Origin of the sequence: Stenotrophomonas sp. CASM114 (genome assembly GCF_049384325.1) — a bacterium.
GTDB classification, from domain to species: domain Bacteria; phylum Pseudomonadota; class Gammaproteobacteria; order Xanthomonadales; family Xanthomonadaceae; genus Stenotrophomonas; species Stenotrophomonas muris.
In genome coordinates, this window is the sequence record NZ_JBMRGJ010000028.1 from 40,096 (window position 1) to 56,139 (window position 16,044).

Genomic DNA, 16,044 nt, shown 5'->3' on the forward strand with positions numbered 1-16,044 from the left:
GGTCGATGCCGACCCTGGTCGGCGCACGGCCCGGCGGCGCCACCGTGACGCGTGCATGCCGCGCCCATGCACGGCTTGCTATAGTGCGCGCGCCCTCAATCCATCACGGATTCGTTCCACATGCCCAATTTCCGTCCGCTTGCCATCGCCCTGGGCATCAGCCTGGCGACGCTGGTCCCGACCCACGATGCGTTCGCCGCCAAGAAGAAGGCCGCGCGCGCCCCGGCCGTCAGCGCCCAGTGCAGCGACTTCTACGACGCCACCAACGCAGGCTGGCTGAAGGCCAACCCGGTGCCGCAGACCGGTGCCACCACCGCGCTCGGCCAGCTGGTCGAGCGCAGCCGCCAGCAGCAGCGTGAACTGCTCGACGCCGCGATGAAGTCGCCGCAGGGCAACGTGCAGAAGCTGCTGGGCGACTTCTGGGCCAGCGGCCTGGACGAAGCCGCCGTGGAAGCGGACGGCTCCAACCCGATCGCGCCGCTGCTGACCCGCATCAACGCCATCAAGAAGGCCAAGGATGTGCCGGCCTCGATCGCCGCGCTGCACCAGGTGGGCATCCCGGTGGCCTTCAACTTCGGCCCGGACGTCGACCTGAAGGCACTGGACCGCCACATCGGTTACTTCATGCAGGGCGGCATGGGCCTGCCGGACCCGGCGTTCTATACCCGCACCGACGCCGATACCGTGGCGCTGATGGGGCGCTACCGCAACTACGTCAAGCAGATCCTGGCGCTGACCGGCACCCCGGCGGCCAGGCTCGATGCCGAATCGCAGGCGGTGATCGCGCTGGAGACCGAGCTGGCGCGCAATGCGCAGTCGCTGGCCGGCATCAACAACCCGTTCAACAACTACGCGCCGATCTCCACCAAGGAGCTCAACAGCCGTTACCGCAACCTGCAGCTGGACGCGTTCCTGAAGGCACAGGGCGTGGACGACGACCTGGTCTCGCTGGCCGACCCGGGCCTGTTCAAGCAGCTCGATGGCATGGTCACCAAGCTCAAGCCGGACCAGTGGAAGGCCTACCTGCGCTGGCGCGTGGGCGACTCGATGGCACCGTACCTGTCCAAGGCCTACCGCGACGCGGAGTTTGAATTCCGTGGCCGCGTGCTGCGTGGCGAAACGCTGCCGCCGCAGCGCTGGGAAGACGTGCTGGAGGCGATCAACGTGGCCGCCGGCCCGATGGTCGGCCGCGAATATGCGGCCCGTTACCTGTCGGCCGAAGACCGTCGCCAGGCGGCGTGGATCGTCGACAAGCTGCGCGAAGTGCAGATCGAGGCGGTCAAGAACAACAGCTGGATGAGCGCCGAAGCCAAGACCGAAGCGCAGGCCAAGCTGGCTGCGCTGAAGATCGAGATCGGCACCCCGTTGCGCGACCTCGACTACAGCGTGCAGCCGATGGGCCGCGGTTCGTTCGGCGGCAACATGCTGATCGCGTCGACCTGGCGCCACCGCGAGGAAATGAAGCGCATCGGCAAGGGCAACGCCGACCGCCGCTGGGACGTGCTGCCGCAGCAGCCGTCGCTGGCCTACGACCTGGCACAGAACCGCCTGATCGTTACCGCGGCGATCCTGCAGGGCCCGGTGTTCAATGCCAAGGCCGACGCCGCCGACAAGTTCGGCAGCTTCGGTGGCCTGGTCGGCCATGAGCTGACCCGTGCGATCGACGCCAAGGGTGCACTGGTCGACGCCAAGGGCGAACTGCGCAGCTGGTGGACCCCGGCCGACAAGACCGCCTGGACCCTGCTTGGCAACCGCGTGGCCGCGCAGTACAGCGCCTACGATTTCCCGGGCGTGAAGGGTGCCAAGGTCAACGGCACGCTCACCCAGGAAGAGAACCTGGCCGACATCGCCGGTCTGGAACTGGCCTGGGCGGCCTATACCGCGCAGGAGCCGAAGGCCAAGCCGGCACAGCAGCAGGGCTTCTTCCGCGCCTGGTCGGCGTTGTGGGCACAGCAGCTGTCGCCGAACGAGGCCGTGCGCCGCCTGACCGCCGACATCCGCGCGCCGGGCCTGTGGCGCAGCAACGGCACGCTGGCCAACCTGCCGGCATTCGGTGCCACCTTCAGCTGCAAGGCCGGCCAGCCGATGCAGCGCAGCGAAGCCGACCAGATCAAGGTCTGGCGCTGAGCCACGCGCACTACCCGTAGTACAGGGGGCGCCTTCGGGCGCCCTTTTTTGCGGGTGCAGCACGATCCCGGGTTAACACCGCGCGTGCTATCGCTGCGGCTTCGTCCATCGCGGAGCCCCGACATGGCACACAAGAACACGATCTGCCTCTGGTACGACAACGGCGCGCTCGAGGCCGCCACCTTCTACGCCAGCATCCTGCCCGACAGCGCGGTGATCGCCGTGCATCACGCCCCCGGCGACTTTCCGGATGGCAAGGAAGGCAACGTGCTGACGGTCGAGTTCACGGTCTGCGGCATTCCCTGCGTCGGCCTCAACGGCGGCACCGCGTTCAAGCACAGCGAAGCGTTTTCCTTCCAGATCCAGACCGAGGACCAGGCCGAGACCGACCGCCTGTGGGATGCGATCGTCGGCAACGGTGGACAGGAGAGCCAATGCGGCTGGTGCAAGGATCGCTGGGGCATCTCCTGGCAGATCAGCCCGCGCATGTTGATCGAAGCCGTGACCAGCAAGGACAAGGCATTGGCCAAGCGCGCCTTCAACGCGATGATGCCGATGAAGAAGATCGACATCGCCACCATCGAAGCGGCAATCAAAAAAGGGGACGGAGGGGATTAAGTCGTTTCTCCCCATGCCCCGTGTGCAGATGCAGATTGCGACTTAATCCCCTCCGTCCCCTTTTTGCGAGGTGTTGATGTCCTGGGATGCGATCGTCGTTGGTGGCGGCCACAACGGCCTGGTCTGCGCGGCCTATCTGGCGCGCGCTGGAAAGAAGGTGCTGGTGCTGGAACGTCGTGGCGTTCTCGGCGGTGCCGCAGTCACCGAGGAATTCCATCCCGGCTTCCGCAACTCGGTGGCGTCGTACACGGTGTCCCTGCTGCAGCCGAAGGTGATCGACGACCTGCAACTGCATGCGCATGGGCTGCGCATCATCAATCGCCCGGTCAACAACTTCCTGCCGATGGAGGATGGTCGTTACCTGCTGTCGGCACCGGGCCGCACCCAGGCAGAGGTCGCGAAGTTCTCCGAGCGGGATGCGCAGCGGCTTCCCGAATACGAAGCGCGCCTGGAGATCTTCGCCGATGTGCTGCGCGCGTGGGCCCTGCGCGCGCCACCGGATGCCGGCGTTGCGGGTGGTTGGCGGGCGTTGCCTGCGCTGTGGCAGATGGGTCGTCTTGGTCGTGAACTGGCCACGCTGGATGCCTCGCTGCGGCAGGAGCTGCTGGACCTGTTCACGCTGTCGGCAGCCGAGTATCTGGAACGCTGGTTCGAAAGCGAACCGATCAAGGCGCTGTTCGGCTTCGATGGCATCGTCGGCAACTACGCAAGCCCCTATACACCGGGCAGTGCCTACGTACTGCTGCACCACGTATTCGGCCAGTGCAATGGCGTGAAGGGTGCGTGGGGCCATGCGATCGGCGGCATGGGCGCGATCAGCCAGGCGATTGCAGCCTCGGCACGCGAGGCCGGGGCGGAACTGCGCGTGGAGGCCGGCGTGCAGCGCGTGCGAATCGAACAGGGCCGCGCGGTGGGCGTCGAACTGGCCAACGGCGAGATCCTGCGCGCACGCACGGTGGTCGCCAACGTCAATCCGAAACTGCTGTACGAACAATTGCTGGAACCGGCACAGGTACCCAACGCGACACGCGAACGCATGGCGAACTGGCGCTGCGGTTCCGGCACGTTCCGGATGAACGTGGCGCTGTCGCGGCTGCCGGAGTTCCGCGCCCTGCCCGGGCCCGGCGATCACCTCAGCGCCGGCATCATCGTGGCACCCAGCCTGGATTACATGGACCGCGCCTGGCTGGATGCGCGCCGCGACGGTTGGGCGCGCGAACCGATCGTGGAAATGCTGATTCCGAGCACGCTGGACGATTCGCTGGCGCCGCCCGGGCAGCACGTGGCCAGCCTGTTCTGCCAGCATGTGGCGCCGGTGTTGCCTGAAGGCCGCCATTGGGACGATCACCGGGAGACCGTGGCCGACCTGATGATCGCCACCGTCGAACGGCATGCGCCCGGCTTCACCGCCAGCGTGCTCGGTCGGCAGGTGCTGTCGCCGCTGGATCTGGAACGCACCTTCGGCCTGGTCGGCGGCGACATCTTCCACGGCGCACTGAGCGCCAACCAGCTGTTCTCGGCACGGCCGATGGTCGGCCAGGCCGGCTATCGTGGCGCCCTGCCCGGGCTGTACCTGTGCGGTTCGGGCACACACCCCGGCGGTGGCGTCACCGGTGCACCGGGGCACAACGCGGCGCAGGTGGTGTTGCAGGATCTGTAGAGGCGTGCCCACCAACGGTCGGCACCTGCAGCGTCAAATGATCCCATTCAAAGCGTGCCAACCAGGGTTGGCACCTGCCCGCGTGGGAGAAGGCGTGCCGACCAACGGTCGGCACCTGCAGCGTCAAATGATCCTTCGGATCATTTGACGCTGCGCAGATGGTTCGGGCGCTTCGGTGGGCCGGGCGGGCGGCGCTTGAACGGCGGCTGCCCGCGCCAGTAGCGGATCAGCAACCAGCCGAACAGCATGCCGCCGAGGTGCGCGAAGTGGGCCACGCCCGGCTGCCAGCCGGTCATGCCCAGCACCAGCTCGCCCACACCGAACAGGATCACGAAAGTGCGCGCCTTCATCGGGATCGGCGGGAACAGCAGCATCACCCGCTGGTTCGGGAACAGCATGCCGTAGGCCAGCAGCAGGCCGAACACGCCGCCGGAGGCGCCCAGCACCGTGGCAGGGTTTTCCAGCAGCGTACCCACCAGCAGCTGGCAGACACCGGCACCGGCCACGCACACCAGGTAGTACAGCAGGAAGCGCTTCTCGCCCCAGGTCTGCTCCAGCGGCGCGCCGAACATGAAGACCGCGAGCATGTTGAAGAACAGATGGCCGAAGCTGCCATGCAGGAAACCGTAAGTCAGCAGCTGCCAAGGCTGGAAGTTGCCCCCCGGCGAGAACGCGTCGAAGCCCTGCTGCAACGGTTGCAGCATGAACGGCTCGAAGGTCTGCATGCCGAGCAGGAACGGCTGCTGCAGCAGGAACAGGATCGCGTTGGCGATCAGCAGGGCCTTGGTGACGGTTGGCAGTCGCGGGAACATGGGAGCACCGGCATGGAACGGCCTCCATCATAGCCGCAGCATCGTGTCTTGTTGGCGACCCGCAGGTCCGGCCTGTTCAGTCGCCAGCGGTGCTCAGCCCGGGCCCCACACCGCTGCGTCCAGCGCCGCCGCCGGATCGGTCGCCGGCATCCGCACCCGGCCGTTCTCCACCCGCACACCCTCGGCGCGCAACCGTTGTGACTGCTCGCGCCAGCCGGCCGACCCTTCTTCCATGGCAATGCGCCCGTCCGAGCGCAGCACGCGGTGCCAGGGCAGGTCCGGGTCGTCGTTCTGGCCCAGGATGCGTGCGGTCAGGCGTGCACGCCCGGGCAGGCCCGCGCGCATCGCCACCTGGCCGTAGCCCATCACCTGCCCCGCCGGGATTGCGCGGATCACCGCCAGGATGCGCGCACGCGCCTGCTCCGGCGTCAGCGCCGCAGGCGGGTCACCAGCAGAACGCCGATCAGCACCAGCACGGTGCCGGCGATCTGCGCCGGCCCCATCGGTTCGTCGAGCAGCCATAGGCTCATCACGATGGTGGAAACAGGGCCCAGCATACCGACCTGCGCGGCCAGCGACGAACCCACGCGCTGCACCGCCAGCATGATCGCCAGCACCGGCAGCACCGTGCACACGGTGGCATTGACCAACGACAGCCACTGCACCGGCGCCGGTGCCTGCCACAGCAGCGGCAGCGGATGGGTCACCGCGAAATGCAGCAGCACCAGCACGCTGGCCACGCAGCTGGCATAGGCGGTCAGCCGCACCGCACCGATGCGCGCGACCACCTGCCCACTGCCGAACAGGTACAGCGCATAGCTGAGGGCACTGCCCAGCACCAGCAGGCTGCCGACGATGATCTGCCCACCCTCGCGCTGCAGATCGTGGCCGAAGGCCAGCAGCACGCCGAGGTAGCTCAGCACCAGCGCACCGATCTGCCAGCGGCCCGGCCGCTGGCGCGCCAGCAGCACGTTGATCAGCAGTACCAGGGTCGGGTTCAAGTACAGGATCAGCCGCTCCAGGGTCACGCTGATGTACTGCAGTCCCTGGAAGTCGAGCAGGCTGGACAGGTAGTAGCCGGTGAAACCCAGCCACAGCACGCGGGCACGGTCGGCCCAGGACAACGGCTCGGCCCGGCGCGCGGCCCACAGTGCCATCAGTACGAACAGGGGCAGCGCCATCAGCATGCGCAGGGCGAGCAGCGTGGTGGCATCGACGCCGTGGCGCAGGCCGAGCTTGACGATGATCGCCTTGCCCGACGCGGCGATGGCGCCGATCGCGGCCAGGCCGATGCCGCCCAGCGCAATGCGTGGGGAAGCAGTGGCGATGCGGGAAGCGGGAGTGGACATCAGGACGACGGCGGGCCGCGCAGAGCGGCCCGGTAAGGCGTGGGGGACGCTCATTGTCGCATGGGGGCGCCCGCTGCCCTGTAGAGCCGAGCCTGCGCTCGGCGTCGCCAGGCCGGGGCGAAAGGCTGCCGAGCAGGGCTCGGCCCCACAACATCCCGGCTCAGCGCATCAGCACCACTTCTTCGGCCGAGGTCGGGTGGATCGCCACGGTGTCGTCGAACTGGGCCTTGGTCGCGCCCATCTTCACCGCCACCGCAAAGCCCTGCAGGATCTCGTCGGCCGCTTCGCCCAGCAGGTGGATGCCTACCACGCGTTCTTCCGGACCGGCACAGACCATCTTGAACAGGCTGCGCTGGGTACCATTGGCCAGCGCCTGCAGCATCGGGCGGAAGCGGCTGTGGTAGACGCTCACCTGGTCGAAACGCCGGCGCGCTTCTTCCTCGCTCATGCCCACCGCGCCCAGCGGCGGATGCGAGAACACCACGCTGGCCACGTTCTCGTAATCCATTTTGGACTGCGGGCGCCCCCCGAACAGGCGGTCCATCAGCCGCCGCGAAGCGGCCACCGCCACCGGGGTCAGGCCGACCTTGCCGGCGATGTCACCGACCGCGTGCACGCTCGGCACGCGGGTGGTCTGCCACTCGTCCACCTGCACCTGCTCGTGCTCGCCGATGTCGATGCCGAGCGCTTCCAGACCCAGGCCACGGCTGTTGCCCCGGCGGCCGGCAGCGAAGAACACCGCATCGAACACACTGTCGATCGGGCCGTCATGGCCGAACGCCCGCACGCGCTCGCCATCGCGCTGCAGTTCGCGCAGGCGATAGTCGAAATGGATCCGCACGCCCTGCTGTTTCAGGTTCTCGGCCAGCTGATCGGTCAGCTCGTAATCGAAGCGCTCCAGCAGGCGCTTGCCGCGCACCAGCAGGCTCACGCGGCTGCCGAGCGCCTGCAGCAGGCCAGCCAGCTCCACCGCGATGTAACCACCACCGATGATCGCCACCTCGGCCGGCGCCGCACGCAGGTCGAAGAAATCGTCGGAGACCAGGCCCAGCTCCGCGCCGGGAATATCCGGACGCAGTGGATGCGCGCCAGTGGCGATCAGGATGTGTTCGGCGCTGTAGCGCACGCCATCACTGCAGGCCACGGTGTGCGCATCAAGCAGATGGCCACGTGCCGGAATGCGCACCACGCCGGTTTCGTCCAGGCGCTTGTGGTAGCTGGTGTGGATGTTGCTGATGTAGGCCTGGCGATGGATCACCAGTTCCTTCCACGACAGCGCCGGGCGTGCCTCGACATCGAAGCCCATCGCATTGGCCAGGCCGATGCGCTCGTGCAGGTCGGCCGCCAGCCACATCGCCTTCTTCGGCACGCAGCCGACATTGACACAGGTTCCGCCCAGTTCGCCGGGTTCCAGCATTGCCACGCGCTTGCCGTGCTGCGCGGCGCGGATCGCGCCGGCCAGGCCGGCGGAGCCGCCGCCAAGGACGATCAGATCGTAATCATAGGATGCAGTGCTCATCGGAATCGCTCGGGTCGGTAAGGGGCAGGATCGATCGCTGGCGTGTGGCCGCAGACGAGATCGGCGATCCGCTGGCCGATGCCGGCGCTCATGCTGACGCCGAGCATGCCATGCCCCGCTGCAGGCCAGACGTGAGGATGCGCGGGCGCGCGGCCGATCGGCACAGCGCGTGCGCGCTCATCGCTCACCCCTGCTTCGTCCTGCGCCGCATCGGTGGCCACTGCCGGTAGGTCATTGCACGCCACAGCCATTCCATCGGACCAAAGCGGAAGCGCGCCAGCCACGCGTGCGAAACAGCCACCTGCACGGCAAACAACAGCAGCGCGAACAGCAGCTGCACGCTGCGCGGCATCATCTCGAACCTGCCCAGGCCGTAGTGGTAGAAGGTCCAGGTACACAGCAGCGACTGGCCAAGATAGTGGGTCAACGCCATGCGCCCCACCGGCGCCAGCCACGCCAGCCGCGTGCGCCAGTGCACGATCCACGCCAGGTAGCCCAGGCACATCGGCAGCCCGCCAACCGTGACCAGGGCCATCGCCGCGGTCACCGGCAGGTTGTAGGCGCCGGGTGCAAGGTAGGGTTTCCAGGCAACCCCCAGCAGCGTGACCAGCAGCCCCAGCGGCAGTGCGATCCAGCGCAGCGACGCGTACAGCCGCGGGAAGCGCTCCGGCGTCGCCAGCGCGCCACTGCCGGCGAACCAGCTGCCGAGCAGGAACATGCCCAGCACTTCCGGGCCGCTGATCAGCAACGCGCCCATCGAGGTGCCGAACTCGCTCAGGCGCTGCACAGTGGCCTGCGCCCAGCTGCCCTGCCCGTACACCTGCCGCTGCAGGTCGATGCTCTGCTGCGCCTCGGCAAGCATGCCCTGCACCTCTTCGGCCGACGCCATCGACACCATCGCACCCACCAGCAGCATCATCGCTACACCGCCGAGGTAGACGATCACGCCCATCCACGGCAGCCAGCTGCGCGGCGCCTCGCGGCAGGCCAGCAAGGGCAACGAGACCAGCGCATACATCACCAGGATGTCGCCGGACCAGACCAGCAGTGCATGGCACAGGCCGATCAGCAGCAGGCCGGCGCTGCGGCGCAGGTAGAACGGGGTGAAGTCGCGCCCGGCCACCTCGGCGCGTTGTGCCATCACCGCAAAGCCGGCACCGAACAGCAGCGAGAACAGGGTGAAGAACTTGCCCTGCACGAACACATAGACGAAGGCGTCGGCCCAGTAATCGATGCCCCGCCAGTGCACGTCAATGCCGGTGAAGGCCAGGTCCAGCGGGCCGCTGAAAGCCTCGATGTTCATCAGCAGGATGCCCAGCAGCGCAGCACCACGCAGCACGTCCAGCACGGCGATGCGTTCGCCGGAAGCCACCGGCTGCAGGGAAGGAGAAGCGGCGTTCACGGGGCGTCCGTCAGGCAGGTCCGCCATTATGCCGCCGGCCCGTGCACCATGGATGGCCGCGGCGTGTTCCAGAAACGCAACGGCCCGCCGAAGCGGGCCATTGCTGCCATCACGATCGCGCTGCGATCAGTGCTGGTGACCGCCGTCGCCGTGGACGTGGCCGTGGTCCAGCTCTTCCTTGCCGGCTTCGCGCACGTCGACGATTTCGACGTCGAAGTGCAGGTCCTTGCCAGCCATCGGGTGGTTCAGGTCAACGTCGACGACGCTCATGCCGACCTTCTGCACGGTCACCGCACGCGGGCCGAAGTTGGTCTGCAGCACGACCTGCTGGCCCGGCGCCAGCTTGGTATTGCCGAAGTGCTTCTTCGGCACGCGCTGGGACAGGCCCTCACGACGCTCGCCGTAGGCATCGGCCGCCTTGACGTCGACGTTGAAGGTCGCGCCGGCTTCCTTGTCCATCATGGCGTTTTCCAGGCCCGGGATGATGTTGCCGTGACCGATCAGGATCGCCAGCGGCTCGCCGCGGTCCTTGGACGATTCGATCGGCTCCTGGCCGACTTCGGAAACGGTGTAGTGGAAGCGGACAACGCGGTCTTTTTCGATCTTCATGCGCAACTCTGTCTGGATCTGCCGGAGGCAGGCGGGTTGGGGCGGGTTGTCGCCCGGCGGGGACGCCGCCATCATGACGGCCAATCCAAGGTGGCGCATTATCCGGAGATCATGCACATCACGCCAGTTTCGTCCGGCCAGCGCCGGTTTCTCGCCCCGGCCCTGCTGCTGGCCCTGCCCCTGTTGATGACCGCCTGTGGCGGTGGCAAGGCCACCCGCCCGGCCCCGCCCCCGCCCACGGCGAACTGGCCAAAGACCGTGCCGGACAACCCCGAGGCTGCCAACTCGGTGCTGATGCGCGCCATCAGCCTGGTCGGCACGCCCTACCGCTATGGCGGCAACACCCCGGATTCGGGCTTCGACTGCAGCGGCCTGGTCGCTTATGTCTATCGCGAGATGCTGGACCTGCGGCTGCCGCGCACCTCCCGCGACCTGGCGGCGGTGCAGGGCCCGAAGATCGACCCGCAGCGCCTGGCCACCGGCGACCTGGTGTTCTTCGGCAGCCGCGGCAGCGTCACCCACGTCGGTATTTATGTAGGTGAAGGGCGCTTCGTGCATGCGCCGAGCACCGGCGGCACCGTGCGCCTGGACTCGCTCAGCGGTCCCTACTGGAAGGACCACTACACAGGGGCGAAACGCGTCCTTCGCTAAAATGAACAGGCGATATATTCAAAACTGTGACGAACATCACTGTGTAACTAACGAATTACTAACGGAATTTTTAACTTATCCGCGCTTTTACAGGGCATGATGCCCCATCGTTTTTTTCCTGTGACCGACGCGTGACGACTGACGACCTGAAAAGCGAAGGCCAGACTTCCGTATCTTCACGTAGTGCCCGCCCGCTGTTGCTTGGCCTGGCACTGTGTCTGACCAGCCTTCCGGCCTGGTCGCAGACTGCTCCGAACCGTTCCGATGTGACCCCGGCCCCGGTGGCCGAGAGCACCGCCCGACCGGCCGCCAAGGCCGAGGCTGCCGCTCCGCAGCGCAGCCGCGTCGATGCCGCCGCCAGTGCCACGCTGGCCGCCCTGCTGCCGCACCTGGCCGCCAACGACACCATTCCGCTGATGGACCGCTCGGCCGTGGTGGCCGGCGACCTCAGCCGCCTGCTCGCCAACTACGACACCAGCAGCGCCGCCAATGGCAGCGTCGTCGGCACCGCCGCCGACAACGGCAAGGTGCAGTCGCTGCTGCGCCGCGCGATGACCCTGCTGGGCACCCCGTACCGTTGGGGTGGCAGCAACCCGGACAGCGGTTTCGACTGCAGCGGCCTGGTCGGTTATGTGTTCCGTTCGGCCCTGGGCATCGAACTTCCGCGCGTCTCGCGCGAGATGGCCCACGATGACAATGCCGAACTGATCAACGACCGCACCGCGCTGGCCGCGGGTGATCTGGTGTTCTTCGGCCGCAAGGGCCGCGTCGACCACGTCGGCATCTATGTCGGCGATGGCCGTTTCCTGCATGCGCCGAGCTCGGGCAAGGACGTCCGCGTGGACACCCTGCTCAGTGGCTACTGGGGCAACAAGTTCATGCAGGCCCGCCGGGTCGACCTCTGACCGGCTGGCGTCACAGCGCCGCCTGATACGCAAAGCAAAGCCGCTGCCCTGCAGCGGCTTTTTTGTTGGGCCCGCGTAATGGTGGGTAGCTGCCGACCTTGGTCGGCACCGCCTCCATTCACGCATGGCGTGGATCTACCACGGCCGGCAGCGCGTCAGCCATCTCCCAAACGAAAGGCCCGCCGGTCAGGGCGGGCCTTTCATCTCCACGCAACCTCAGCTGCGTGGCGGTGTCGGGTCAGGATCGTCCACGCCCACATTGCTGGACGGATTGTCATACACCGCCTGGTCCAGCAGCCCGGTTTCCTTGGCCACGATCACCGGCACCAGCATCTGGCCGGTCACATTCGTCATCGTGCGCATCATGTCGAGGATGCGGTCGATGGCATACAGATAGCCGATGGTCTCCAGCGGCAGGTTGGCTGCGCTCAGCACCACCGTGGCCATGATCACCGCGGTACCCGGCACGCCGGCCGTACCGAAGCTGCCCAGCACCGAGGCGATCAGCACCACCACGTACTGCCCCGGGGTCAGCGGCACACCGCTGTACTGCGCGATGAACACCGCGCACAGCGCCGGATAGATCGCGCCGCAGCCATCCATCTTGATGCTGGCGCCCAGCGGCACCGCGAATGAACCGTAGTCCTTGTTCACGCCCAGGTTGTGGGTGATCGAACGCAGCGCCACCGGCATCGCGGCGAAGCTGGACGAGCTGACGAAGGCCACCTGCATGCCCGGCGCCGCGCCGCGGAAGAACTTCAGCGGGTTCAGGCCGTGCGCCAGCAGCAGCGCGCTGTAGACCACCACGATGTGCAGGGCGCAGGCCACGTACAGGGCCAGCACGAAATGGCCCAGCGGCAGCAGCTTCTCGAAGCCATAGCTGCCGACCAGGCCGGCGATCAGGCCGAAGGTACCGATCGGGGTGACTTCCAGCACGAAGCGGGTCACCTGGATCATGATGTCGCTCATCTGGCCGACCAGCTTGCGCGCCTCGGTCACCTTCTCGCCCAGCTTGACGATGGCAAAGCCCACCAGGCCTGCGAAGAAGATCACCGGCAGGATCGAGCCGCGACCGGCCGCCAGCACGGTCTCACCGGCCGCATTGACCTTGGTACCGATGCCGGACAGCGCGTAGAAGACATTGGCCGGCACCACGTCCAGCAGCACCTGCACCACACTGGGCACTTCGCGCGGCACGTAGTTGCTGGCCATGGTCAGCTGCAGCCCGCCGGCACCCGGCTGCAGCACGGTCCCCACGCCCAGCCCAACGCATACCGCCAGCGCCGCGGTGATCACGAACCACAGGAAGGTGCGGCCACTGAGCGCGGCGACCGACTTCTGCCCGTGCAGCGACGAGATCGCGTTGATGACCGCGAAGAACACCAGCGGCACGGCGATCATCTTGATCAGGGTGACGTACAGCTCACCGAGCGGGCCGAACCACGTTTCCGCGGCCGGGCCAAGCGCCCAGCCGGCCAGCGCGCCGAGCACGAAGCCACCGACCACGCGCTGCCAGAATGGAATCCGCAGCCAGGCAGAGACCAGCTTCATAGGCAATCCAGAGGGGAAGGAAGGGATGCTGGCACGATAGCCCAAGGCGGCCCGCAGAACGACCGCCCGGCCGGCAAATCAGTGTGTCATCGGCGTGCCTTGCAGGGGCGGGCATAATGAACGTCCCGTTACAGTTTGTGAGATCCCAGCGTCCATGCGCCGTTCCGTCTCCCTGTTGGCCGCCTGCGCCACCACCCTGCTGCTGGGCGCCTGCGCCAGCACCACCCCCGCCTCTGCCCCGGCCGGCCTGAAGGTCGCCGTCGACCCGGTCGCCCATCCGGCCGGCGAGACCCCGCAATGGTGGTACCGCAGTGGCGCCGCCCAGGCCGCCGCCAACGGCGCGATGTCCGGCAAGGCGAAGAACGTCATCCTGTTCCTCGGCGACGGCATGAGCCTGACCACCGTGGCCGCCTCGCGCATCTACGAAGGCCAGCAGAAGGGTGGCTCGGGCGAGGAGAACCTGCTGTCCTGGGAGCGCTTCCCGGCCACGGCGTTCAGCAAGACCTACAACACCGATTCGCAGACGCCGGATTCGGCCGGCACCATGACCGCCATCACCACCGGCGTGAAGACCCACATGGGCGCGATCGGTGTCAGCGCCGGCAGCCGCACCGACTGCGCCGACAGCCTGTCCAAAGGCCTGCTGACCTGGCTGCAGCTGGCCGACAGCGCCGGCCTGGCCACTGGCGTGGTGTCCACCGCGCGCCTGACCCATGCCACCCCTGCTGCCACCTATGCGCACTCGCCCGAGCGCAACTGGGAAAACGACACCGACCTGACTGAAGCGGCCAAGGCTGCAGGCTGCAAGGACATCGCACAGCAGCTGCTGTCGACCTCGCGTTATGGGCGCGGCCCGCTGGTCGCTCTCGGCGGCGGTCGCGGTGAATTCACCACCGTGGAAGAGCGCGATCCGGAATACGACGACAAGGTCGGCCAGCGCCTGGATGGCCGCAGCCTGGTGCAGGAATGGCAGCAGGCGCACCCGCAGGGTGCCTACGTGTGGAACAGCAAGCAGCTGGCGGCGGCCGCCAATGCGCCGGCCATCCTCGGCCTGTTCGAACCGGACCACATGCGCTACGAATACGAGCGCCCGCAGGATCCGGGCGGTGAGCCGAGCCTGGCCGAACTGACGGCTGCAGCGATCAGGAATCTGGCCAGGCACCAGGAAGGCTACGTGCTGATGATCGAAGGCGCGCGCATCGACCACGCCAACCACAGCGGCAACGCCTACCGTGCACTGACCGAGACCGTGGCGCTGTCCGACGCGGTGCGCGTGGCCAACGAACTGACCTCGGCCGACGACACCCTGATCATCGTCACCGCCGACCACTCGCATACGCTGAACTTCGTCGGCTACCCGGCACGTGGCAATCCGATCCTGGGCAAGGTGAAGGACAAGGGCGGCGAAGATGGTGCCGGCAAGCTGGACTACGCGCTGGACGGCACCGGCCAGCCGTACACCACGCTGAGCTATGCCAACGGCCCGGGCCATACCGGCAGCAGCAACCAGCAGCCGGCCGGCCCGAAGCGTTACCCGCACAACCCGAGCAGCTTCGAACCGGCCAACGGCCGCCCGAACCTGCGCGAGGTCGACACCGAGCATCCGGACTACATGCAGGAAGCACTGGTGCCGATGAAGTCCGAATCGCACGGTGGTGAGGATGTCGGCATCTGGGCGCGTGGCCCGGGCAGCAAGGCGATCCGCGGCACGCTGGAACAGAACGCGATCTATCACATGATCGTGCAGGCCACCCCGGCCCTGCGCGAGCGCCTGTGCCAGGCCGGCACCTGCGATGACAAGGGCGTGCCGGTGCAGCTGCCGGCACCGACGGCCTTCGAGCGCAAGGCCGAGGCCAAGTGATCGTGCGGCAGGCCCGCCTCGACCGCGGCCGCTTCGCGCGGTCGCTGGTCCTGCTCGGCGTACTGGCCGGTTCCAGCGCGCTGGCGCAGGCGCCGGCCTGCAAGCTGCTGACCGACGAACACGGGTTGTGGCCGCTGCCCAACTGCGAGGTGGTCGATCACCGGCCGAAGATCAGCGCCGATGCGCTGAAGGACCTGAGCTACGACGACCACGGCCTGGCCGTGGTGTATGCCGACCAGGGCTTCCACTACGTCGACCGCAAGGGCCGCAGCCTGCCTGTGCTGACCTGGGACAACGGCCCGGAAACACCGCAGGAAGGCCTGCTGCGCGGCCGCGTCGGCAACCGCGTCGGCTACTTCGACCTGACGTTCCGCCAGGTGGTGCCCGGCACCTACGATTTCGGGTGGCCGTTCCAGGATGGCGTGGCCGAGGTCTGCAACGGCTGTCGGCGCGGCACGCCGGATGCCGATGGCCACACGCCGATGGAAGGCGGGGAGTGGTTCCGCATCGACCGCGCGGGCCGTCGGGTGAAGTAGGTTTTTCGGCAGGGCTGCGCCCTGCACCTGCCGATGCAACGGCAACGGCCGAAGCAACAGCAACAGCAACAGCGTGCATTCCGTGGGATGGCGGGGCGGCCGGCAACCACGGCGGTTGCTGTTGCTCCTGGTAGGTGTCGAGCTTGGTCGACACGATTTTTCTCTCAGATATCGAATTGAATACGGGGTCAGATCCGTTTTCCGCAGGAAAACGGATCTGACCCCAAGAGCCATTCCGACAGTTCGCAGGACACTGTCAAAGGCGGGATGGGTCCGGTTGCGGGAGTGTCCGCGGCATGGATGCCGCGGCCAAGCCCCCATGGGTGAGGGCGCTTTGCTTGCGAAGCACTGCTTCGCAAGCGCCCGAACGCACAGCCGCCAGCGGCTGGGCCGGCCTGGGGGTTTACGGCGTCTCCCGCAACCGGACCCACCCCCCCCCCCCCC

At 67.4% G+C, this 16,044-nt stretch carries 14 protein-coding genes and 1 pseudogene; 7 read left to right on the plus strand and 8 right to left on the minus strand.

What is annotated here, in order from left to right; all coding sequences use genetic code 11:
* The first annotated feature begins 120 nt into the window (after positions 1–120).
* From VG566_RS18845 to VG566_RS18855, 3 genes are all read left to right on the plus strand, one after another.
* Positions 121–2,127 carry a M13 family metallopeptidase gene (locus tag VG566_RS18845; protein ID WP_032957468.1) on the plus strand — a complete coding sequence of 669 codons (2,007 nt, stop codon included), beginning with the start codon at positions 121–123 and terminating at the stop codon, positions 2,125–2,127.
* 123 nt (positions 2,128–2,250) lie between these two features.
* Entirely contained in the window at positions 2,251–2,745 is a 495-nt protein-coding gene (locus tag VG566_RS18850) for a VOC family protein (protein WP_014647917.1), read from the plus strand.
* Between the two features lie 76 nt (positions 2,746–2,821).
* A complete protein-coding gene (locus tag VG566_RS18855; protein ID WP_164110192.1) occupies positions 2,822–4,405 on the plus strand; it encodes a phytoene desaturase family protein in 1,584 nt (527 codons plus the stop codon).
* A gap of 140 nt (positions 4,406–4,545) precedes the next feature.
* Here the strand turns inward: VG566_RS18855 and VG566_RS18860 are convergent, their stop codons facing one another.
* From VG566_RS18860 to VG566_RS18890, 7 genes and pseudogenes are all read right to left on the minus strand, one after another.
* Positions 4,546–5,217, minus strand: a complete 672-nt coding sequence (locus tag VG566_RS18860) for a rhomboid family intramembrane serine protease (protein ID WP_014647919.1) — start codon at positions 5,215–5,217, stop codon at positions 4,546–4,548.
* Between the two features lie 93 nt (positions 5,218–5,310).
* Positions 5,311–5,739: an MGMT family protein gene (locus tag VG566_RS18865; protein WP_401730001.1), complete on the minus strand. Its 429-nt coding sequence runs from the start codon at positions 5,737–5,739 to the stop codon at positions 5,311–5,313.
* Positions 5,646–6,566, minus strand: coding sequence for a DMT family transporter (locus tag VG566_RS18870; RefSeq protein ID WP_019660628.1), 921 nt, complete (start codon positions 6,564–6,566; stop codon positions 5,646–5,648). The genes VG566_RS18865 and VG566_RS18870 overlap by 94 nt, the downstream gene beginning before the upstream one ends.
* Positions 6,567–6,726: 160 nt before the next feature.
* Positions 6,727–8,085: a glutathione-disulfide reductase gene (gene gorA / locus VG566_RS18875; protein WP_032957466.1), complete on the minus strand. Its 1,359-nt coding sequence runs from the start codon at positions 8,083–8,085 to the stop codon at positions 6,727–6,729.
* Positions 8,082–8,243: pseudogene (locus VG566_RS18880) on the minus strand (amino acid dehydrogenase); the annotation flags it as partial. The gene gorA and the pseudogene VG566_RS18880, both read right to left, overlap by 4 nt.
* Before the next feature lie 26 nt (positions 8,244–8,269).
* Positions 8,270–9,514, minus strand: coding sequence for a DUF418 domain-containing protein (locus VG566_RS18885; protein WP_041863671.1), 1,245 nt, complete (start codon positions 9,512–9,514; stop codon positions 8,270–8,272).
* A gap of 99 nt (positions 9,515–9,613) precedes the next feature.
* Entirely contained in the window at positions 9,614–10,096 is a 483-nt protein-coding gene (locus VG566_RS18890; protein WP_014647924.1) for an FKBP-type peptidyl-prolyl cis-trans isomerase, read from the minus strand.
* A 111-nt stretch (positions 10,097–10,207) separates the two neighbouring features.
* Between VG566_RS18890 and VG566_RS18895 the strand changes: the two genes are divergently transcribed.
* Positions 10,208–10,747 carry a C40 family peptidase gene (locus tag VG566_RS18895; protein ID WP_026347086.1) on the plus strand — a complete coding sequence of 180 codons (540 nt, stop codon included), beginning with the start codon at positions 10,208–10,210 and terminating at the stop codon, positions 10,745–10,747.
* A 131-nt stretch (positions 10,748–10,878) separates the two neighbouring features.
* Positions 10,879–11,652 (plus strand): C40 family peptidase, encoded by a 774-nt coding sequence (locus VG566_RS18900; protein ID WP_005414115.1) that lies wholly within the window; start codon positions 10,879–10,881, stop codon positions 11,650–11,652.
* 216 nt (positions 11,653–11,868) lie between these two features.
* On the opposite strand, the gene VG566_RS18905 is transcribed toward VG566_RS18900, so the two are convergent.
* The gene (locus tag VG566_RS18905; RefSeq protein ID WP_423172633.1) at positions 11,869–13,203 is read right to left on the minus strand and encodes a dicarboxylate/amino acid:cation symporter; all 1,335 of its coding nucleotides are present in this window, start codon (positions 13,201–13,203) and stop codon (positions 11,869–11,871) included.
* 154 nt (positions 13,204–13,357) lie between these two features.
* Between VG566_RS18905 and VG566_RS18910 the strand changes: the two genes are divergently transcribed.
* On the plus strand, positions 13,358–15,064 hold the full coding sequence (locus tag VG566_RS18910; protein ID WP_014647928.1) for an alkaline phosphatase: 1,707 nt from the start codon (positions 13,358–13,360) through the stop codon (positions 15,062–15,064).
* Positions 15,061–15,600, plus strand: a complete 540-nt coding sequence (locus tag VG566_RS18915; protein ID WP_197561790.1) for a WG repeat-containing protein — start codon at positions 15,061–15,063, stop codon at positions 15,598–15,600. The genes VG566_RS18910 and VG566_RS18915 overlap by 4 nt, the downstream gene beginning before the upstream one ends.
* Positions 15,601–16,044: the final 444 nt, after the last annotated feature.